Source organism: Microcoleus sp. ARI1-B5 (assembly GCF_036705795.1).
Taxonomy (GTDB): Bacteria; Cyanobacteriota; Cyanobacteriia; order Cyanobacteriales; family Microcoleaceae; genus Microcoleus.
On record NZ_JAUBVK010000019.1, the window covers coordinates 115,030 to 135,320 of the forward strand.

The following is a 20,291-nucleotide window of genomic DNA, read 5'->3' on the forward strand; positions in this document are numbered from 1 at the left end:
GTATGCTAGATCGCGAACAGACAAACTCTTTAATGAAAATGGTAGCGGAATCAACATTAAAATTGTTGATTGTCGAAGACATGGCAGAAGATATGGAATTAATAGCGATCGCCTTAGAAGCGGGGGGAGTAAATTTTAAGTGCGACAGGGCAGAAACAGCAACAGAGTGCAGAGAAATGCTCGAAAATTGCAAGTACGACGCTGTGCTGTCAGATTACCGCCTCCCCGGCTTCAACGGTTTAGAAGTGTTGAAATTAATGCAGGAATTAGGGCAAGACATACCATTTATTTTAGTAACCGGAAGTTTGGGAGAAGAAGCTGCAGTAGAGTGCATTAAAGCCGGGATGACAGATTACGTATTAAAAGGGCGGCTGTTTAGGTTGCCAACAGTCTTAGAACGATCGCTCCAAGAATACAAAATGCGCCGCCAGCAACAATTCGCGATCGCCCAAATTCAGCGGCAAGCGACTCGTGAGGCGATCGTCAACCGCATCCTCCAAGCCATGCGCTTCACCCTTGTACTCGACGAAGTGCTGCAAACCACCGCCGACCAACTGCACGAAGCTCTCGAAATCAGCGCCTGCGCGATCTTGCAGCCTGATGCTGAAGGCGGGATCGTAGTTCGCTACATCAGCTCATCAGCAGACAAACAAGGGCTCGTCGGGCTAAATTGCGAATTGGCGCAGCACTACCGCTCCTCCCTCGCGGTAGGAGAAACCCTCGTCCTCGACAAGTTGTCGAGCCTGTGCCCGTCCCTGCAATCATCAGCAGAGTCGATCGGATTTCGCGCCGTCGCGATCGCGCCGCTGCTCTACCAACAGTCATTTTTGGGAGGAATTGGCCTCTATCAGTGCGATCGCGCCCGTTCTTGGAGCGCCGAAGAACTATCGCTACTCAAAGCGATCGCCGATCAGTGCGCGATCGCGATCCACCAAGCCGAACTCTACCAACGAGCATCGAACGAACTCGCAGAACGCAAGCGCGCCGAAGCAGAAGTGCGCGGCATCCAGCAGCAGCTAGCCACAATGGCAGCCAACATTCCCGGCTCAGTCTACCGCGCCCTGCTGCATCCAGACGGCACCACCTCCATGCCCTACATCAGTCCGGGGGTGCGCGAAGTTACAGGGTTCGGGACCCAAGAAGTAATGGCGCGCCCGGAACTGTTGACCGAAATTATTCATCCAGACGACAGAAACTCCTTTGACAGCAGCGTAGCAGCATCGAGTGCCAGTCTGTTGCCCTGCGATCGCCAGTACCGGATCGTGTTAAATTCGGGCGAAGTCAAGTGGGTGCAAGACAGCGCCAGATTTTCCAAAAACGAAAACGGGGACATCATCATAGACGGAGTAGCCCTCGACATCAGCGCTCGCAAACAGGCCGAATCAGCCCTCAGGCAAAGCGAACAGCGATTTCGCTCGCTGATTGAAAACGCCACAGACATCACGATCATTCTCGACGCCGAAGGCATCTTCCGCTACATCAGCCCTTCCGTCAAGCGAATTTTAGGCTACGCGCCCCACCAGGCGATCGGGCGCAGCGCCCTAGGGACAGTTCACCCCGACGACTGCGCCGCGATCGCCCAAACCCTCCACAAAGCTATGGAAAACCCCAAAAGAAGCCAGTCCCCACTCGAATATCGAGTCAGGCACCGCAACGGTTCCTGGTGTTATGTAGAAGCTGTAGCCACCAATTTACTGCACGATCCCGCAGTCAAGGGCATCGTGATCAACTGCCACGACATCACTCAGCGCAAACTCGCCGAAGAACAACTGCTGCACGACGCTTTTCACGACGCCCTTACCGGATTGCCCAACCGATCGCTGTTTACCGATCGGCTGGAACACGCTCTGAGGCTGGGAAAACGGCGCAAAGACTACTTGTTTGCCGTGCTGTTTCTCGATTTAGATCGATTTAAAGTAGTCAACGATTCTCTCGGCCACGCGATCGGCGATCAACTGCTAGTTGCGATCGCGCGCCGTCTGGAAACTTGTCTCAGGGCCGGAGATACAGTCGCCCGCCTCGGAGGAGACGAGTTCGTACTTTTGCTAGAAGACATCGACGGCGTAAATGAAGTTACCAACATTGTCAACCGCCTGCAAAAGACAATCACCTCCCCCATCCTGCTAGACGGACACGAAGTATTTATCACCGCCAGCATCGGCATTGCATTGAGTTCTGGCGAATACGAGGAACCGACAAGCCTGCTGCGCGATGCCGACACAGCAATGTACCGCGCCAAAGAACTCGGCCGAGCCCGACACGAAGTTTTCAACAGTTCCATGCACGCCCACGCTTTGAAGCTGTTGCAGCTAGAAAACGACCTGCGGCGGGCGATCGAATCAATTAAAGACCCGGCCCCAGAAGACTCTCCCCAATCCCCGCGATCGGGCTTACCTCCCTTATCCGCAGCGCCCCAGTTTATCATTCACTACCAGCCGATCGTCAGCATCGCCAACAGCGCAATTATCGGTTTTGAAGCCCTAGTGCGCTGGCAGCATCCAGAACGCGGCTTAGTTTCCCCCGGCGAATTTATTCCCATCGCCGAAGAAACCGGCTTGATCGTACCGCTGGGCCGCTGGGTACTGCGCACAGCTTGCCACCAAATCCGCCAGTGGCAGCAGCTATTTCAAAACAACCCGCCCTTAAGCGTCAGCGTCAACCTTTCAGTCAAACAGTTTTCTCAGCCAGACTTAATCGAATACATCGATCGAGTTCTCGAAGAAAGTCACCTCCACGGCAGCAGTTTAAAACTAGAAATTACCGAAAGCGTACTCATAGAAAATTCCGAATCAGTAACAGCAATGCTGGTGCAGCTTAGATATCGAAACATACACCTGTGCATCGACGACTTTGGCACCGGCTATTCATCGCTCTCCTACCTGCACCGCTTCCCCACCAATACCTTAAAAATAGACCGCTCTTTTGTGAGCCGGATGGGAGGCGAGTTCGATCTCGGCAAAGGAGGCATCGACCCCACAGAAATTGTCAGGTCGATCGTTACTTTGTCGCACAATTTAGGGATGGATGTAGTAGCAGAAGGAGTCGAAGAAGCCTCGCAACTATCTATACTCAAAGGATTAAAATGCGAGTTCGCCCAGGGATTCTTTTTCTCAAAGCCAGTAGACTCTCAAACAGCAGCAGACCTCATCCGACACCAAGCAGAAAATCACAATTTGCTGACATTTAGTCTGTTAGAGAAAGGTCATTAAAAAAACACTGCACTTTGTGCGTCCCATTTCAGCTTAAAATCTTAAAATATTTTAAAGCTGTCCCTAACTGGCGTCATCCAAATCATTATGGCTATTGGCTACCTCGCCCTCGTTCTCCACGCCCACCTGCCCTTTGTCCGCCACCCCGAAAGCGACTACGTTTTAGAAGAAGAATGGCTGTTTGAGGCGATCGCCGAAACCTACATTCCCCTGCTGCAAGTCTTTGAAGGGCTCAAACGCGACGGCATCGACTTTAAAATTACCATGAGCATGACACCGCCCTTGGTGGCAATGCTGCGCGACCCCTTGCTGCAAGACCGTTTCGACGACCACTTGGCAAAACTCGAAGAACTAGCCGAACTCGAAATCGAACACAACAGCGGCAACGGTCACCTCCGCTACTTAGGCGAACACTACGCCGCCCACTTCTCCCAAGTTCGGAATTTTTGGGAAAAGTTCGATCGAGACTTAGTAAAAGCCTTCAAACAATTCCAAGACACCAACAACCTCGAAATCATCACCTGCGGCGCCACCCACGGCTACCTACCGCTGATGAAAATGTACCCCGAGGCAGTTTGGGCGCAAATACAAGTAGCCTGCGAAAGCTACGAACAAAACTTCGGCCGCCGACCAAAAGGCATTTGGCTGCCCGAATGCGCCTACTACGAAGGCTTAGAGAGGATGTTAGCCGACGCAGGCCTCCGCTACTTTCTCACAGACGGTCACGGCATCCTCTACGCCCGCCCGCGCCCCCGCTACGGCAGCTACGCCCCAATTTTCACCGAATGCGGAGTAGCAGCCTTCGGCCGGGATCACGAATCATCCCAGCAAGTTTGGTCATCCGAAGTCGGCTATCCGGGCGCCGCCGAATACCGCGAATTCTACAAAGATTTGGGATGGGAAGCCGAATACGACTACATCAAACCCTACATCATGCCCAACGGCCAGCGCAAAAACACCGGGATTAAATATCACAAAATCACCGGTCGCGGACTGGGTTTAGGCGACAAACAGTTGTACGATCCTTACTGGGCCAGGGAAAAAGCAGCCGAACACGCCAGCAACTTTGCCTTCAACCGGGAACGGCAAGTCGAGCACCTCAACGGCATCATGCAGCGTCCCCCGATTATCGTTTCACCTTACGACGCCGAACTTTTCGGTCACTGGTGGTATGAAGGGCCTTGGTTCTTAGATTACTTATTCCGCAAGAGTTGGTACGACCAAAATACCTACGAAATGACGCACTTAGCCGATTATTTGCGCCAAAATCCGACTCAGCAAGTTTGTCGCCCTTCCCAGTCTAGCTGGGGTTTCCGGGGTTTCCACGAATATTGGCTCAACGATACCAATGCTTGGATTTACCCGCACCTGCACAAAGCAGCGGAACGGATGATTGAGTTGGGAAGCATGGAACCAGCCGATGAGTTGCAGTGGCGGGCTTTGAACCAAGCCGCGCGGGAAGTGCTGCTAGCTCAATCATCTGACTGGGCGTTTATCATGCGTACAGGGACGATGGTGCCCTATGCAGTGCGGCGGACTCGATCGCACTTAATGCGCTTCCACAAGCTGTACGATGAAGTGAAAGAAGGCAAAGTCGATTCCGGCTGGTTGGAGAAGGTTCAGGAGATAGACAACATCTTCCCCGAAATTAACTATCGCGTATATCGATCGCTTTAAGCAAACTTCCAGCCAATTCCCGACAGATTAAAACCCGCCAGCGCGGGTTTTTTTTCATACAGTAGCTTTGTAGGGTGCGTGAGAACGAGAAATCTTTAACTATCAACGATGAGACTATTTCTCACGCACCGCACGGGCCATTCAACCGACATAATATTAGATATAATTCAATATCCTTCCTTCTGACATCCGTTAAATCCATTACAGAATCCCTTGCCGAACTTCCTTATATATCACCCCTTTTTTGTCCTTCTTCTCTTCCACAATAAACCCATTCCAGCCGCCAGAACCGTACCGGCCACAGTCATCGGTTCCGGTACAGGTTCATACTCATAAGTTACACTAGCAGCAATATCCGCCGACACCTTACCGCCAAAACTACCTCTAGCAGGACTCCCCAGAATTTGAGTTAAACCAGTTGTCGCCAAACCAGCAGTAAAAGTATCACCATCGCAGCCAGTTAAAGCACTCAAAAACTGCGGCAAATCATAACTCTTCGACACGCTACCAGAAGCCGAACCGCTAACACTTCCCGTACCACCGCTAGCAATCTTCGTTTCCGGCGGACTCGCCAAAACACTCAAAGTCAAATTCGGGTCAGTTTTCAACAGCGGAATATTCACCGCAATATTAGCATTAGTCGCGGCCGTCCCCGTAAAATCTCCCGTCAAAGGAGTAATGCTGACACTATTATTAACAGTAGACTTAACCGTAACATAAGCCTTCAACAGAGTACCCAACAGCGAATTAAACTTTGGCAAAACCACATTCGTACTGCTATTTAACGGCTGCGAATCCAGATTCACAGTATAAGTTTGACTCAGAGTAGCAGCTTCTACAGAAAAACATTGACTAACAACCGCCAAACTCAAACTTCCGCCAACAATTCCCAACCTTTGACAAACATTCATATCAGTAAACCCCCAAATAAAAAAATCAAACAGCATTTCATCCGCGTTAACCCGCGTTCATCTGCGGTTACAAACTCCAAACCCGCAAAACCCAATCCCCAACCAAAGACATTAAGTAACTCAAAGCAAAAACAGTATAAACGATACTCAAAGGCGCATAAGCCGCCAAAACCCATCTATCGCTAGGTTCTGCCTCAATCTCCTCCCTCCGCAACAAATCAATATAAAAATCAAACGACTTTTGACGCAGATTGTTAATCCCAGTTCCAGCAACCAACAAATAATAACCGTCAAATCGGTTCAACGGATTCAAATTAATTGCAACTGTCAGCAAAGCCGCCACCATCAACAAATAACTAATTTGATGCCAAACATAATTCGACTGAGAAAACAGCCAAACCCAAACAGCAACCGCCCAAATTGTCAATTGAATCAATACTCCCGCCGCCACGACTAAAACCCGCTGTTTCCGCTTCACTAAACTGTATTGGTCGCTAGTATCTGTATAGCATCCGGGGATGAAACACATAAACAGCAATCCAATTTCTTTGACAACGCCGCCGTAGTGTTTGAGCGTGAAAGCGTGACCGAGTTCGTGCAAAGATATTACCAGCACTGTCAGCAACACAAATGCGATCGTAGTCTGAATTTTCCCGGCTGTCCACAACTGCTGGTGCGAGACAACAACTTCCGCCGACGAACCAAACCACGCTGCTGCGGAAGATGCGATGAAAGCGCACAGAAAAAAGCCAAATTCCCACGTCCAAATCCAGCGCAATTTGTCGATGTGCTGCGACAGCCAGATATCTGGATTGACTAGGGGAATTGTGAAAGATAGGAGATTGAATTTGGCTTTCGGGGCTTTTGTGCCTTCTAGCATTCCCGTTTCTGCTAAGCTTCTCAAGAGATTTTGCACATCTTCTAAATCGATGTCGTATTCAGCGAGAGTGTTTGTTACGGGTTGTTTGCTTAGTTGCAAGATTATGTGTTTGTCAAAGTCGTCAATTTCCATGAAAGTCATGTCTTCGGGATTGCGAAGTATCCAATGACCGTCTGGATGAGCTATCCACTGCACCGCTGATTTGAGTTCCATAGCATACTGTTACTTTGGCTGACAAAGTGGCGAATAAACAAAGTTGCGAATAAACTTAGTGCGCGCACACCTATCTACTGTTTGAGTCCACAAATCTAGAGCCCCCCTAACCCCCCTCCCGGGGGGGACAAGAGCATCTTGCGTCAACCCCTACTCCCCTTTTTAAGGGGGATTTAGGGGGATCGAGACTTTGCTAAAAGCGATATGTCTCACGGGTTTTAGGCTGGTTGTTGACACCAATGCACGGCGGACATTCCCCGTACATAAAGCGCATCAAAGGATTTTTTTGCCTCAGTCCCGATCGAGTTTGCGAGAATAGATGAAATTGCGTTGGCAAGTTTTCTCCGCTAGGTTTTTGGGCATGAGAATCCCGCTAAACCTCCCTGAAAAAGGGAAACTTTTGCTGCAAAACTTGCTCCCTTTGTAGGCAGTCTACAGGGCGCAGTTAAGTATTTTGGGAAAAATTTTCAGTTACTCTTTGCCTGGGCTTCAGACCTCAATCCAAATTTCACTTAAATATCATATTACCATAGATTAGTTAAAAAGCAAGTATCTGTTTTGATGATTTTGTTAAGTGCGAGAAAAAGTTTATATAAAGTTTAGATAAAGTTGTGGACAAGAGCATTTTTGGTGTATGATGCTTTGTCATGAGCTCATAAATATAGAAATTACGCACTAACAAAGGATTTGTAGAATGCTTGTCAGCGGATCGCAAGCAGAGCCCGACAGAACTGGAGCAATTACAAATCGGCAGTCTTTGTTAGGTTTGCGGGATTTCTCAAACTAACGGACATCTCCGAAGGCATCCCCGCGTCGCAATGACAGGGAATGTCGATCGCACATACTTGTTGATTCGATCGACCCAAGTATTTTGATGTCGGTAAAAATTAATTAAATTCGTGTCAAATCTCTACTAATCCTGGTGCAAATATTATGGGCTGGCTAAATTTTGCTGCAAAGAAACGCTCTGCTGCTAAAGGTTTTGGCAATTCACCGAAAAGAAAAGGCCGCAAAAAATCCCGCAGTCAAGTGTTGGAAAGAATTGTGACTCCGAGTGCGGGTGTGGCGGGATGGTTGGATGATTTGAATCCGCTGCATCAGTTATTGAGTTCTTTGTCGCTACCAGATTTACATTTACCTAATATTTTCGCGGATAGTGGCGTTTGCCCGATCGACCCTGCTGCACCAACAAGCAATTTACCACCGCTGATTGATTTCGATCCGCTGGGTCTGTACCGTGATGGGATTGCCACTCAATCACCTTACAATCCGGGCGGTGCGTTTGAGACTTTGCCAATTGGTATAATTCCTGTCGATCCGCAGGCGCCGAATCCGAAAGATCCCAATGCGATCCGGCAATTGCTAGATTTTCCGGCGACTTCTCAGCCGTATGTAGGGACAATTGATACTGGTGTGAGTGCGGATAGTCCTTATTTGAATTACGCGAATATCAAGAAGGGCCGCGATTATGTGGGCGGGGATGACAATCCGCTGCTGAATCCTGGGGAAGGTAGCGAGCACGGTACTTTTATGTTGGGGATTATTGATGCGATTAATAAGACTGCGCCGAAGTGGGTGGGAAGGGCGATCGATTCTGGGAGATGGGCTGATTCTTTGGTAGAGTTTGTGGATGCTGCGAAGGCTTCTGGACAGAAAAATGCGATCGCGAATCTCAGTTTGGATTTGACTCAGAAGAATGCTGACGGGATTGTGGAAACGCGCTATGAGTTGACTCCGCAAGAAAGAAGTGCGATCGAATATGCGCGGCAAAATGGGGTAATGCTGGTAGTGGCGGCGGGTAACGACGGCGGTGTGATGTCGGTTTTGGGTCAAGCTTCTCAGGAATTTGACAATATTTTTACTGTTGGGGCTGGGGATATTAATGGGCGATCGATCTATTCTAGTTATGGCCGCGGTTTGGATATTTTGGCGGATGGCGGTACGAGTGAACACCCCGGTTTATCGACTGTGGGAAATGATTTGGGGACGATGGCGGGGACTTCGGTAGCGACTGCGAAAGTTGCGGGTGCGGCTTCTTTGGTTTGGGCGGCAAATCCTGCTTTGAACTATCGCCAAGTGATGGAGATTTTGAAGTCTACGGCGAGGGATTTGGGGCCGTCTGGGTGGGATGATGAGACGGGTTTTGGATTTTTGAATACGTTGGCGGCGGTGGATTTGGCTAAGAAGACTGCGCCGGAAGTTTACGAAATTCCGGCAACTGTTGTTCCTGATACTTGGAGTGGTCAAGGAAAGGTAACGCCTAGTGAAAGGGCAGTTAATTTCAACGGAAGAATCAATAATGTTGGTGATGTCAAAGTGACTGGGTGGTTGAGAATACGTTCTCAGCCTAATACTAGCTCGGCGGAAGTTGCCAAAATAACTCCTGGTACTCAACTAGAATTCTTAGATGGGCCCGTTCAAGGTGGAATGGTTACGGATACAAGCGGACTTGGTAGCAGCAGCACTTGGTATCGTCTGGCTAATAATAGCGGGTATATGTCGGCATTGTACATTCAGAATGTTGGCTCAATACCAGCACCAACTCCTACACCAGCTCCCAAGCCTACGCCAACTCCGACACCAGCACCAGCTCCCAAGCCTACGCCAACTCCGACACCAGCACCAGCTCCCAAGCCTACGCCAACTCCGACACCTGCACCAGCTCCCAAACCTATCCCGCAAGTTCCGATTAACTCTAATTCAGCTAACTACCGGAATGGGGCGGTTAATCCATTTGCCTACCGCTGGCAGGGGCAATGCACTTGGTATGCTTACGGACGGATGCTGGAAACAGGATTGTTACCTGCAGCTATCAAGAAAAATGCTTTGTTTCTGGGTAATGCTGGGCTATGGAGGAACGATGCTTTGAAGGTAGGTTTGCCCGTTACTTCTACACCCACTGCTGGGGCGCGGGGTTTAGTGGTTTGGCCGCCTAATACTAAAGGGGCTGGAAGTGTTGGTCACGTTGCCTTTTTGGAAGAGGTTTATCCCGATGGACGGGTTCGGATTACTGAGGCAAATTGGCCGACAGGTAGTGGGATTAAGGAACGAATTCTAACACCTGCTCAATATGCTGGAGTGTCGTTTGTCAGACTAGAAAATGCTCAGACTAATTCCTATAATGCACCTCCGGCAAAGCCTGGACAGCAGCGGCAATATGTTGTGCGTAGTGGTGATACGTTATCGGCGATCGCTCTGCGAGAATTGGGGAATGCTAACCGTTGGACGGAGATTAAGAAAGTTGATGGTAGTACATTTACCGCAGCGGAAGCACAATCGATCAAACCAGGTCAGTCAGTTTATCTGCCTGTGAGTTATCAGACTGGACCGAGTAAACCAATTACACCTACCCCTTCACCGATTAATAATCAACCTACTCCGATTCAGTTTGTCGATCCAACTCTAACCCAGGATTGGATTCAACACAATGATCCTGACCCAAACCGAAATAAATATTGGAGTAGTCTAGACTCAGATGCTGTATTCGGTAGTTGGTCATCTCTGAAAAGTTTACAAATAGGGTTCCAATATGAGTTTCCCTTTGGCTTCAAAGTAGTTAAAGCTGAGGATGTTGCACAGGGAGCGGAAAATGACCTGAGAAATTTCTTTAATACTTGGAATCTGCCTCTCGCTGATAAGCATATAGAGCATTTTCTTAATCAGGGTGATTCCACAGGTAATCCCTTACATTTAGGAACTCCAATGGATGATATTCCCGTCGATGAGTTACTACAATATGTCCCTGGGTTTCAGAATGTTTATAATGCGAGAATAAACCAAGTCAAAAGTCAATTAAATCAATACTCTGAGCAACTAAAGCGAGAGGGAAAGCGAATTAAACCAGGTCGCTATTGGATTAATTCAGCAAGTTCTCAATATGATTGGACCTATGTTCAAAAAAGGGTAGGGGCAGATTTCGGTAAGCGGCTGAATCAAGGAATCAACCTCTTTGACAAGTTGATAGATTCAGTCAATGGTAACTTGTCAGCTATAGCCAACCCTTCTGAGAATGTGCGGAAACTTCTTGATTTTTATAATGCCATTGGGAGATTGGAGTATAATACTTCTATGCAGGTTATCGTGCATGAAGATTCAACTATATCTCTCAAAACCCAAATGTATGTCCATGACTACTTCAACTTTGACATTAAGCTGGATGAATTCCCTGGTCAGCCTCAACTCAAATCAGATTATTGGAAAAAGTTAGGCTCTTGGGGATTGCGTTTTGGACAGAGCGCAGTTCCAGAGATTCTTGTTAATTTGGGGATGGCTAATAATTATGAGCAGTCGGGCGTATCTTCAGTTAGAGAATTCAAGGTGTAACCTCAACAAATTAGTTTGGTTGCTGGAAACGCAGATATGAAACATCTGGATTCTTCTAACCATAATTTTAAAGGATGCTCATTCAAAAATCAAAACTTAAGTGGAGCAGACTTTAGCAAAGCTGACATCCGCAGTTGTGATTTCAGCGGGGCAATTCTTGAAGGTGCAAACTTCCAGAGAGCGCTCTCTGGACTTAGCCGCCAGCAAGAAATAACGCTCACCATTACAGCAATTATCCTTGCTTTCATCGCTGGATTTGTTGCTGCAATGGCAGCGGGAGTCTTCTTCATTGCCTTCCAGAAAAGTCTCGGTCAAACCACTCTACTCACTGTCCTCATCCTGGCACCTATCCTTGCTCTGAGTACCAAGCGGTATGGATACATTGCCCTTGCCAGTAGCCTTGCAGTTGCAATAGCAATTGCGGGCGCTGGCATCGGTGCCATGATAGGAGCCAACATGGGCGCTCTAACTGTTGCTCTGTTCCTCATCGTGGGAGGAATTGGAGCAGCAACCGGCGCAGGGATCTATGCCACAATTGGCAATAGCTCTGTTTGGATTGCAGGGATTGGCTCCCTGTTAGCTTCTGTGGGCATCGGAGTCTGGATGAATAATCCACTAGCTGCCGTCATAGCAATGGTGTCAGCAGGAACAGTAGAGGTGTTAGCTGGCTTCGTAGCTCATAGCGCATTTATGGGAAACGAACGACTAGATTTTGTTCGTCAACGAGCGCTGGCCTTCACCACCTGGGGTGGTACCTCTTTCTATCAAGCTAATTTAACCAACGCAGACTTTTCCTTTGTCAAAATTGCCAAAACTGACTTTAGGAAAGCAATCCTCACTCGAACAAACTTCAAAGGGGCTATTGACATTCAGTATTGTCGCTTTGAAGACACCGTTCTCTACTATCCCACCATTCGAGAAATTAGCGTCACACGGGATGGTCAGGGTCAAAACTTTGACGGTTTATCGATCAGAGGAGTCAATTGGAATGATGCCAATCTCTCAGATGCCAGTTTCATCGGGACTGACCTCAGTGAAGCTGATTTACGGGGAGCCAATTTAACGAGAGCAAAGCTGGTTCAATCTCAGCTAGACCAGACAAATCTCATCTATGCCATCCTGACAGGTGCCTACATCGAGAACTGGGGCATCACGGCTCAAACAAAACTAGACAACGTAGAATGCAAATATGTTTTCATGCGCTTACCCACAAAAGATAACCCCGACCCCTACCGCAAACCAGACAACCGACAGGAGGAATTCCAGCCGGGTGATTTTGCTGACTTCATCAAACCGATAGTTGAAACGCTTGACCTGTACCACAACGGGGATATTGACCCACGGGCGGTCGCCATCTCATTTAAACAGCTAGCTGAAAATCACCCACAGGCTGAAATAGAAATCGTGGCAATGGAAAAACGGGGTTTAGACAATTTTCTGCTTAGAGCCAAAACCTCTTCCAATGCCGATCGCTCAGAACTAAGCGCTGAATATTTTTCAAATTATAACCAGCTTAAAAATTTGACAGACACAGAAATACAATTACTGCTAGCCGAAAAGGATAGCCAAATTCGTCGTTTTGAGACTATGATAAATACATGGCTACAACGCCCTAGTTTGTATGCAGAAAACTATCACAATCAAGGAGATACTATTATGTCACAAAATCCGAAAAAAGTTTCTAACTATAACTTCAAAAATCCACAATTCGCTGGAGGTCTTGTAGATGCTGAGACAGTTCATTCACAACAGATCGGTGGTAACATCAATAATTACACTCAAGAGCAACAGCAAAACCTTGTAGAAGCAGCGAAAGAAATTCAAGAACTTCTACAACAGCTAGAGCAGAGTTATCCAACCAATACTCCATTAGAAAAACAGATGGTGGTAACAGAAGCACTCAAGCAAATTGAGAGCAATGAACCCCTAAAAGCACGGGTAATTGGAGCGCTGAAAGCAGGTGGCACTGAAGCTTTAAAAGAGCTAGTTGACCATCCTCTAGTCAATATCCTATTGGCAGCTTTAGAAGGTTGGCAGGAACCTAAGTAATCCGTGTTGTCAAAATTGTGATCGCCTTTTTGGAATAAGTCACAAAGGGCGATCGCTCTTTTGGTTACGAGTGTTTTTGTCGGGAAGAGCGATCGCCATTCCATCGAAAACTAAACAGTAAATCGCGATCGCCCTTTTGGAATAAGTCAAAAAGGGCGATCGCCCTTTTTGTTACGAGTATTTTTGTCGCCAAGGACGATCGCCATTCCATCGAAAACTAAACAGTAAATCACGAGCGCCCTTTAGGAATAAGTCACAAAGGGCGATCGCCCCTTTGGCATTAGTTAAAAATGGTGTTCACTTTTTGGAGATATGGAAAGGGATCTCGCTTTTTGGGGCTGTGAGTGCGATCGTGCTGTAGGATAAAAAAACTGCCAAAATGATATAATCCTACAATTCCCAAAATCTATATTTTTAAAATCAGCCATTGACACAATCCGATCGACCCACCGACGCAAAAACACCCTGCATCATTAACGATCGCAAGCTCGATTACTTATTCAATGTCAACATAAAGCCAGACGCTCATAACTCAAAAAGAGCGGTACAAAATAGACAACAACTAAATCGCTTGGGATTTGATGACGATTCAGAATCTCGTCAATTTATTCAAACTCATCTAGAACAAGCAGTCCAAGAAGAAAGTAATATTGTTGAGCGATTTATTAATATTTATACAAACCACACTACAGGAGAAGAGGGTACAATAGATACAGAGCTTAGAGATTCACTATTACCGGGCAGAACCGGAAAATTCGCCCAAGTCCAAAGTTCATGGGAAGTCCTGCCCGATGGAACTCGCCGCTTTCTCAGTGCTATAATCTATGGAAAATAACTCAATATCTTAGGTAAGAAAATGGCAAAAATCAATTTACATGAGGGATTTGATGAACTAGCTTTTCTAGAATTATTTTGTGAAGAACCAAAAGATTCCCAACCCTCCGATGGCTATTGGTGTTATGAAGTGACAGATTCATTAGGTGTCACCCTCAAATTTGGAATGAATATCATTCAAAAATCAGTTCAACTTGAATTAAAGATAGCCGATGCCACTGTAGGTATTATGTGTTTTGAACTCGTGAACTTTATTGAAATTAATGATTATATTAACGGTAAATTAGAATTTTTAGTTGCCCCCAAAAATGAAGAATTCAAAACTTTAGTTCAAGTTGAACTGCGACCGAGAATTAAAGTTGATTGTTCAACTCTGAGCCTTTGCCCGATGGCTGCTTAGCCTGGATAAGCTACAAGGCCGTGAAGCGGAGCTATCCCGAGCGTGAATCGCCCTTTATTCCTCTTTCTCAAACAAGGTCGAGATCCCCTTTGGAATAAGTCAAAAAGTGCGATCGCATCCAGCCACCCATTCAACTCTCCTCCCTCATGTCCCCCCCTTCTTAAGGGGGGTTAGGGGGGATCTAGCCTCAACAATGACCCTCAATCAAACCCAACAACTCCCCACAAACCCCCTCAAAACTCTGCAACACCTCAACATTCGTAAACCTGACAACCTTCAATCCATACCCCTGTAAAATCCCGGTTCTTTCTGCATCATAGAGTTTCCCTTGTTCCGTAAAATGACTCTCCCCATCAATCTCAATTACTAACAGTAAAGCCGCAAAATAAAAATCTACAATAAAATTGTCGATGGGGCGCTGTCTCAAAACTCGCAAAGGGAAATTTCTGAGAAAATCCTGCCACAGTTTTTTTTCGGATGGAGTTGGATTTTTCCGCAGTTGTTTGGCGATGGGGATGAGTTTTGGGTTGTATGGTAGGTGGAAGTTTGAGTCGTTTAGTTTTGGCATGATCCCCCGGAATCTGGGCCTGATCCCCCCTAACCCCCCTTCTTAAGGGGGGGACTGGATGTTAATGGAAATTATAGTAGAAGGAGGGATCGTTTGTTTGGGATGGGGAGGGATCTCGCTCTTTTTGGCATGGAAAGGTCGATCGCTCTTGTTGACATAAAAGGTCGATCGCTCTTTTGGTATGGAAAGGTCGATCGCTCTTTTTTTCATAGAAAGGTCGATCGCTCTTTTGGTATGGAAAGGTCGATCGCTACCAATTAATTACAGTTAAACTTGTTACCTTTGCAAACTCTCGATCGGCCGTTACCAAACTTGCTGAATTTTGGATAGCCATTGCCGCAATAACCGCATCCGGTAGTTTCAAGCGATGTTGCTGGCGAATTTCCACGATCTTATCAATTAAAATAGCATCAATCGCCACTAAACCCAGAACCTCCACTCGTTGCAGAAACTGCTCGAAAATCTGGCGATCGTCTTGAGTGAGTCCGGGAAATACCAGAAACTCTATTTTGCTAATCACTGAAACTCCGATCCACTCAGCATCTTTAAGTAATTCAATAAGTTGAATATTGCCTTGAAGCAGAGCCACGATCGCATTTGTATCCAACACATATCGATTACCACTCATCGCGGAGATTCCTCTGCATTATTACTGCATCTCCCTGCCAAGTTAATCGACCAGCTATATCGGAGAAATCATAGCTTGGTTTCTGCTTCTCTTCTGAGGAAACCGGATTAAAAACCGCTAAAATTTCCCGTTCTTTTAGCAATTGCAACGCAGCTCTTATCACTTCAGAAGCTGATGAGTATCTACCGTTTTTGACGGTCGATCGAACAAACTGCTCTAGGTCAGGAGTTAACGATATGTTCATGATTTAGAGTCACCTATTTGAGCCAACTACTATTTTCCATCATAACACATTAGATTTTACGCTGCTTCTCCGCTCGATCGCCCTTTACTCCTTTTTATCAACGAAGGTCGAGATCTCTTTTTGGTATGGAAAGGTCGAGATCTCTTTTTTTCATGGAAAGGGATCTCGCTTTTGTCGCTAGAGGAATCTCGCTTTTTGGTACTATGAGGGGCGATCGTTACATAAAATTACTGCTGAATAATTTCAACTATCTTCGCGATCGCCTCATTCAACTTCTCAGTTTTCAGCTTACCTGCTTTATAAAGTATAATTTCTCGATCGGCGGTAAACAACCTATTAGGTCTAATGTTGCTAATTCGATCGAGTCCGCCCTCGCTAAAATCACTACTGTCAAGGGTAATAGCATAGCGATCGACGATATTCTGGCTAGTAATCTGACAAAGAATTATGTCGTCTCCTGCCAAAGTAGCTATTACTAAAGCAGGCCGGCGCTTGGCTTGTGTTAAATCTGAAAATGGGAATGGAACCACTACCACATCACCTTTTACAAATTCTGCCATGCTTCATCCTCCTCTGATTTCAACCAGTCTTTTTGCAAAGCAGATTCGCTGAGCAGGCTTACTTCTAACTTATTTAGATCGTATTTTGTTTTGAGAAATTGCAAAAAATCCCAAACTTCTTGTAAGATAAATTCGGGAATATTTTCTACTTCTTTCAGGAGCAATTCTTTAGCGTTCATGTGATGTACCTATAAAAACATACTAAAGCCTGTCAAGCACAGGCAGGATGGTTACTATACAATAATTATGGCATAATCTTATTATAGCATAAAGACGATACGAACATTATTGTAGCCGAGTTAAGGACAGAATGACTGTCGATCGCTCTTTTGGTATGGAAAGGTCGATCGCTCTTTTGGTATGGCAAGGTCGATCGCTTTTTTGGTATGGCAAGGTCGATCGCTCTTTTGGTATGGAAAGGTCGATCGCTCTTTGTGGCATGGAAAGGTCGATCGTGCTGTAGGATGAAAAAACTGCCAATTTTCCCACTTCTATGCCTGAATCCATCCAGCAAGAAGCCGAAGCCATACTGCATACTCTTGCATCCATTCCTTTTCAGGATTGTATAGCTGTTACTAAAGAATTTCGCGAACTGCCGATGGCCGCTGGTATCTACGCCGTCAAACATCGCACCCTTGGAATCCTCTACATTGGCAAAACTAGAACACTACGCGATCGCTTTCGTGGTGGCCACAAAGCCTTACTCTGGGCATTCATTGAAGAATTGAAAGTCACAGACATCCGTATCGCCTTTTACCAATTAGATTTTACTCAATGGATTCAGCTATCATCAGAGTTAGAAAGCCTAATCATTCAAGCGATTCACCCACCCTATAACGTGAAAATTCCAGCGAGGGACTAACGAAGATGCAAACTCAACCTGCGATTACTGGACATCTGTCACCTGAATTAGCACAAATATTTCTAGAAGGATTACCCGAAAACATTCGTCAAGGACTGTTCATGCGCGCTAAAACAATGAACTATCCAGTTTGGGCAGTAATTGAAATGGCGATCGCAGGCTATCTCGATGAAGAGGCTCTATCCTTTGCCGATTGCAAGCCCAAGCTCGACTAGCGATCGGATTGGACGATCGCATGAATGGGGATGGAGAGGGATCTCGCTCTTTTTGCTATCGTGCCGGTCGAGATCCCTTGACAGCTTTTTACGGGCGACGGGATCTCGCTCTTTTTGACATGGAAAGGTCGATCGGCCTTGACTACTTTTTTACTGGCGGCGGGCGAGATCCCTTTTGGAATAAGTCAAAAGGTGCGATTCCCTACGGGATAGCTTCGCTTCACGCACTTCAACTCATTCTATTCTTCTACATTCTCAAATTCATCCATTTGCAATGTATACTGCAATGCCACCTGTAATCTTGATACATAATCTGCTGAAAGAGTGCCCAATTTTTTGATTAATCGCTCTCTATCTACCGCTACTATTTGATAGCAAAGCACGACTGAATATTGTGTTAAACCACCTTCACCAGTCGGTAAAATAATTGTCCCTGGTATTTGAGCATCGCCGCAGATTACTTGTTACGGGAAGTACGATGACTGTTGTAGTAAAGCGGTCTAATGTATCTCGCCCTGCAACAATGACTGGTCTAATTCCTGCTTGTTCTGACCAAGAGAGAAGGATTCAAATCGGCTAAACAAACATCTCCTAGGATCAGATTTTATCCTGTTGCTGAACTCCAGGAAGATAATCACTTAGGGCAACTTCTGCAAACTCTAAATCTTCTGCCGCAAACTCAGATTTTAGTACCGCAGCTTCCTCATCAGAAATGGCCTCCCACTCTCGAAATAATTGCTTTTTATTAGCAGATTTTTGATTTTGTTGAGTAGCTTGCTGTTTCTGGGCAAGATATTTCCCGATCGCCCGATCGAGTTCCTGTAACTCGAAAATTTCCAGCATTTCAAGCTGATTGACAATTTGGTTGAGGATTGCCTGTGACATCGGTTTTCACTTTTTGTGCTCGCCTACTTTGTCTATTATACAACTATTAGCGTCCAGTCGGTCAGCGAGATCCCTTTACTCCTTCTTCTCAAAAAAGGGATCTCGCCCCTTTGAGATGGAGAGGGACGATCGCTTTTTGGGAATGGAGAAGGCGATTTTCCAATCAGTTAGAAAGGCGAGAACGTTGAGCAAATTCAATTAAACTCCAGTAAAATAAGACAGAGCCATCTGAGCCTCCCAATCTAACTAACCATGCAAACTTTAACATTTGATAGCATTTTAGACGATCTCGAAACCTTGTCTGTAGATGAACAAACCACTCTGCTTGTCATCATGCACCGAAGACGCGAGCGATCGCCGTCGCACCGAAATTGCCGCTAACATTGCACGAGGAAAACAAAACTATCAATCTGGAAACGTCTTTCGAGGTACAGTAGACGCGAGCGATCGCACAGCTAAACAGTTGAAAACTATTACCTTTGCTCCACCGTTTAAACCGGCCTACAAAGCCCTCATCCGCAAACACCCGGAACTACAGCCCTGCATTTGAAGCTGTCTTGAGACTTTTGGCAGAAAACTCTTAAGGGGCCATCACTGCAAACACACAAACTCAAAGGTCAATTAGCTGGCTCTTGAGCTTGTACTGTGGAATATGACTGTCGGATTGTATTTGATTTTGTTAAAAATCCCGAGTTAGGAGATGAAGAAATTCTCTTGCTCGATATGGGCAATCATGATGAAGTGTATTGAAAATGCTGGCTTGTGCGATCGCACTTTTAGCAGAGAAAAGTCGATATCTCTTTACTACTTTTTGTCAGCGAAGGGCGATTGGGCCCGCGATAGCTAAGCGCTGCGCGTACTTGAGGGCATCTTGCAATAGTCGAGCTCTCTTTACTTATTTTTCTCAATCAAGGGATCTCGCCATTTTTGTCATTTATAGCAACCGCCACATCTGGCGCGGACATAAATAACCTCATCAATAGCTCCCTGAAACCGCTAGCATAAACGGTTTGATTAGGGTACATAGTAAGCTGTCAACTGTCACAGGTCAACTGTCAACTGCTATAAAAAGGGTATAATACAAAAATCACACAAACTTATATATTAGAAATAAGCCATTGACACAATCCAATCCACCCAATGAGCCAAAAACACCCTCGATCGTTAACGGTAGAAAAGCGGAACGGATGATTGAATTGGGAAGCAAGGAACCAGCCGATGAGTTGCAGTGGCGCGCTTTGAACCAAGCCGCGCCCGAAGTGCTGCTAGCTCAATCATCTGACTGTCGATCGTGCGTACAGGGACGATGGTGCTAAGTGCGGTGCTAAGTGCGATCGCACTTAATGCGCTTCCACAAGCTGTACGGTGAAGTGAAAGAAGGCAAAGTCGATTCCGGCTGGTTGGAGAAGGTTCAGGAGATAGATAACATCTTCCCTGAAATTAATTATCGCGTTTATCGATCGCTACAAGCAAACTTCCAGCCAATTCCCGACATATTAAAACCCGCGCTGGCGGTTTTTTTTCATACAGATACTTCAAGCCCGGACAGTTTCTTCATGGTTTCTGACTAATATTAAATCCGGGGCCAAACTAACCCCTTTTTGGATTTGTCTCAAGCGATGCAGGTTAGCTTTCGCGATCCGAGGAGTTAATCATCAAGGGGATGACTAACCCGCGCTTTGATATAAGTCCTTTAATCGACGCTCTCACACTGTACCTAATCCTTAAGGTGGTTGCGCGAAGCTGGCAACTCAAGTTGGTATCATAAAACTTCATTAAGTTTGTAAGCATCAATAAACAATAGTAGTATCATATAGTCAGAAAACTCAAACA

At 46.2% G+C, this 20,291-nt stretch carries 21 protein-coding genes and 1 pseudogene; 12 read left to right on the plus strand and 10 right to left on the minus strand.

From position 1 onward, the window contains the following. Positions 1 to 2: 2 nt before the first annotated feature. Both QUB63_RS23900 and QUB63_RS23905 read left to right on the plus strand, forming a co-directional pair. Complete coding sequence (locus QUB63_RS23900; RefSeq protein WP_332947817.1) at positions 3 to 3,209, plus strand: EAL domain-containing protein; 3,207 nt, start codon at positions 3 to 5, stop codon at positions 3,207 to 3,209. An 87-nt stretch (positions 3,210 to 3,296) separates the two neighbouring features. Beyond that, entirely contained in the window at positions 3,297 to 4,886 is a 1,590-nt protein-coding gene (locus QUB63_RS23905; RefSeq protein ID WP_332947818.1) for a glycoside hydrolase family 57 protein, read from the plus strand. Between the two features lie 233 nt (positions 4,887 to 5,119). Here the strand turns inward: QUB63_RS23905 and QUB63_RS23910 are convergent, their stop codons facing one another. Continuing rightward, complete coding sequence (locus QUB63_RS23910) at positions 5,120 to 5,797, minus strand: PEP-CTERM sorting domain-containing protein (RefSeq protein WP_332947819.1); 678 nt, start codon at positions 5,795 to 5,797, stop codon at positions 5,120 to 5,122. A gap of 67 nt (positions 5,798 to 5,864) precedes the next feature. Then, positions 5,865 to 6,890: a site-2 protease family protein gene (locus QUB63_RS23915; RefSeq protein WP_332947820.1), complete on the minus strand. Its 1,026-nt coding sequence runs from the start codon at positions 6,888 to 6,890 to the stop codon at positions 5,865 to 5,867. Positions 6,891 to 7,823: 933 nt separating this feature from the next. Here QUB63_RS23915 and QUB63_RS23920 point away from each other — a divergent pair. The 4 genes from QUB63_RS23920 to QUB63_RS23935 all read left to right on the plus strand — a co-directional run bounded on the left by QUB63_RS23920 (position 7,824) and on the right by QUB63_RS23935 (position 14,496). Beyond that, positions 7,824 to 11,213 (plus strand): S8 family serine peptidase, encoded by a 3,390-nt coding sequence (locus tag QUB63_RS23920; protein ID WP_332947821.1) that lies wholly within the window; start codon positions 7,824 to 7,826, stop codon positions 11,211 to 11,213. A 36-nt stretch (positions 11,214 to 11,249) separates the two neighbouring features. Then, positions 11,250 to 13,262: a pentapeptide repeat-containing protein gene (locus tag QUB63_RS23925; RefSeq protein WP_332947822.1), complete on the plus strand. Its 2,013-nt coding sequence runs from the start codon at positions 11,250 to 11,252 to the stop codon at positions 13,260 to 13,262. 427 nt (positions 13,263 to 13,689) lie between these two features. Continuing rightward, a complete protein-coding gene (locus QUB63_RS23930; RefSeq protein ID WP_332947823.1) occupies positions 13,690 to 14,097 on the plus strand; it encodes a hypothetical protein in 408 nt (135 codons plus the stop codon). A gap of 21 nt (positions 14,098 to 14,118) precedes the next feature. Continuing rightward, on the plus strand, positions 14,119 to 14,496 hold the full coding sequence (locus QUB63_RS23935) for a hypothetical protein (protein WP_332947824.1): 378 nt from the start codon (positions 14,119 to 14,121) through the stop codon (positions 14,494 to 14,496). Between the two features lie 187 nt (positions 14,497 to 14,683). Here the strand turns inward: QUB63_RS23935 and QUB63_RS23940 are convergent, their stop codons facing one another. The 5 genes from QUB63_RS23940 to QUB63_RS23960 form a co-directional block, all read right to left on the minus strand. Further along, positions 14,684 to 15,064, minus strand: a complete 381-nt coding sequence (locus QUB63_RS23940) for an endonuclease domain-containing protein (RefSeq protein ID WP_332947825.1) — start codon at positions 15,062 to 15,064, stop codon at positions 14,684 to 14,686. Between the two features lie 250 nt (positions 15,065 to 15,314). Continuing rightward, complete coding sequence (locus QUB63_RS23945) at positions 15,315 to 15,692, minus strand: type II toxin-antitoxin system VapC family toxin (RefSeq protein WP_332947826.1); 378 nt, start codon at positions 15,690 to 15,692, stop codon at positions 15,315 to 15,317. After that, a complete protein-coding gene (locus QUB63_RS23950; protein ID WP_332947827.1) occupies positions 15,682 to 15,936 on the minus strand; it encodes a type II toxin-antitoxin system ParD family antitoxin in 255 nt (84 codons plus the stop codon). Before QUB63_RS23950 ends, QUB63_RS23945 begins: the two co-directional genes overlap by 11 nt. A gap of 227 nt (positions 15,937 to 16,163) precedes the next feature. Then, entirely contained in the window at positions 16,164 to 16,496 is a 333-nt protein-coding gene (locus QUB63_RS23955; protein WP_332947828.1) for a type II toxin-antitoxin system PemK/MazF family toxin, read from the minus strand. Further along, positions 16,481 to 16,675 (minus strand): hypothetical protein, encoded by a 195-nt coding sequence (locus QUB63_RS23960; protein WP_332947829.1) that lies wholly within the window; start codon positions 16,673 to 16,675, stop codon positions 16,481 to 16,483. Before QUB63_RS23960 ends, QUB63_RS23955 begins: the two co-directional genes overlap by 16 nt. Before the next feature lie 131 nt (positions 16,676 to 16,806). Here QUB63_RS23960 and QUB63_RS23965 point away from each other — a divergent pair, with 131 nt between their 5' ends. From QUB63_RS23965 to QUB63_RS23980, 4 genes are read left to right on the plus strand one after another with little or no spacing between them, the layout of a single operon-like run. Then, entirely contained in the window at positions 16,807 to 16,959 is a 153-nt protein-coding gene (locus tag QUB63_RS23965) for a hypothetical protein (RefSeq protein ID WP_332947830.1), read from the plus strand. A gap of 30 nt (positions 16,960 to 16,989) precedes the next feature. Next, entirely contained in the window at positions 16,990 to 17,358 is a 369-nt protein-coding gene (locus QUB63_RS23970) for a GIY-YIG nuclease family protein (RefSeq protein ID WP_332947831.1), read from the plus strand. Positions 17,359 to 17,363: 5 nt separating this feature from the next. After that, a complete protein-coding gene (locus QUB63_RS23975; RefSeq protein ID WP_332947832.1) occupies positions 17,364 to 17,573 on the plus strand; it encodes a hypothetical protein in 210 nt (69 codons plus the stop codon). Beyond that, the gene (locus QUB63_RS23980; protein ID WP_332947833.1) at positions 17,552 to 17,872 is read left to right on the plus strand and encodes a hypothetical protein; all 321 of its coding nucleotides are present in this window, start codon (positions 17,552 to 17,554) and stop codon (positions 17,870 to 17,872) included. The genes QUB63_RS23975 and QUB63_RS23980 overlap by 22 nt, the downstream gene beginning before the upstream one ends. Here the strand turns inward: QUB63_RS23980 and QUB63_RS35140 are convergent. The 3 genes from QUB63_RS35140 to QUB63_RS23985 are packed head-to-tail and all read right to left on the minus strand — an operon-like array spanning position 17,813 to position 18,458. Continuing rightward, entirely contained in the window at positions 17,813 to 17,956 is a 144-nt protein-coding gene (locus QUB63_RS35140; RefSeq protein WP_442921846.1) for a type II toxin-antitoxin system PemK/MazF family toxin, read from the minus strand. The two genes, QUB63_RS23980 and QUB63_RS35140, sit on opposite strands and share 60 nt — an antisense overlap. A 25-nt stretch (positions 17,957 to 17,981) precedes the next feature. Then, complete coding sequence (locus QUB63_RS35145) at positions 17,982 to 18,140, minus strand: type II toxin-antitoxin system PemK/MazF family toxin (RefSeq protein WP_442921847.1); 159 nt, start codon at positions 18,138 to 18,140, stop codon at positions 17,982 to 17,984. A gap of 30 nt (positions 18,141 to 18,170) precedes the next feature. Continuing rightward, positions 18,171 to 18,458 (minus strand): hypothetical protein, encoded by a 288-nt coding sequence (locus QUB63_RS23985; RefSeq protein ID WP_332947834.1) that lies wholly within the window; start codon positions 18,456 to 18,458, stop codon positions 18,171 to 18,173. A gap of 307 nt (positions 18,459 to 18,765) precedes the next feature. Between QUB63_RS23985 and QUB63_RS23990 the strand changes: the two genes are divergently transcribed. Together QUB63_RS23990 and QUB63_RS23995 are read left to right on the plus strand one after the other, a co-directional pair. Next, positions 18,766 to 19,008, plus strand: a complete 243-nt coding sequence (locus tag QUB63_RS23990; protein WP_332947835.1) for a hypothetical protein — start codon at positions 18,766 to 18,768, stop codon at positions 19,006 to 19,008. A gap of 637 nt (positions 19,009 to 19,645) precedes the next feature. Next, positions 19,646 to 20,029 (plus strand): annotated as a pseudogene (locus QUB63_RS23995) (1,4-alpha-glucan branching protein domain-containing protein). The last annotated feature ends 262 nt before the right edge of the window (positions 20,030 to 20,291 follow it).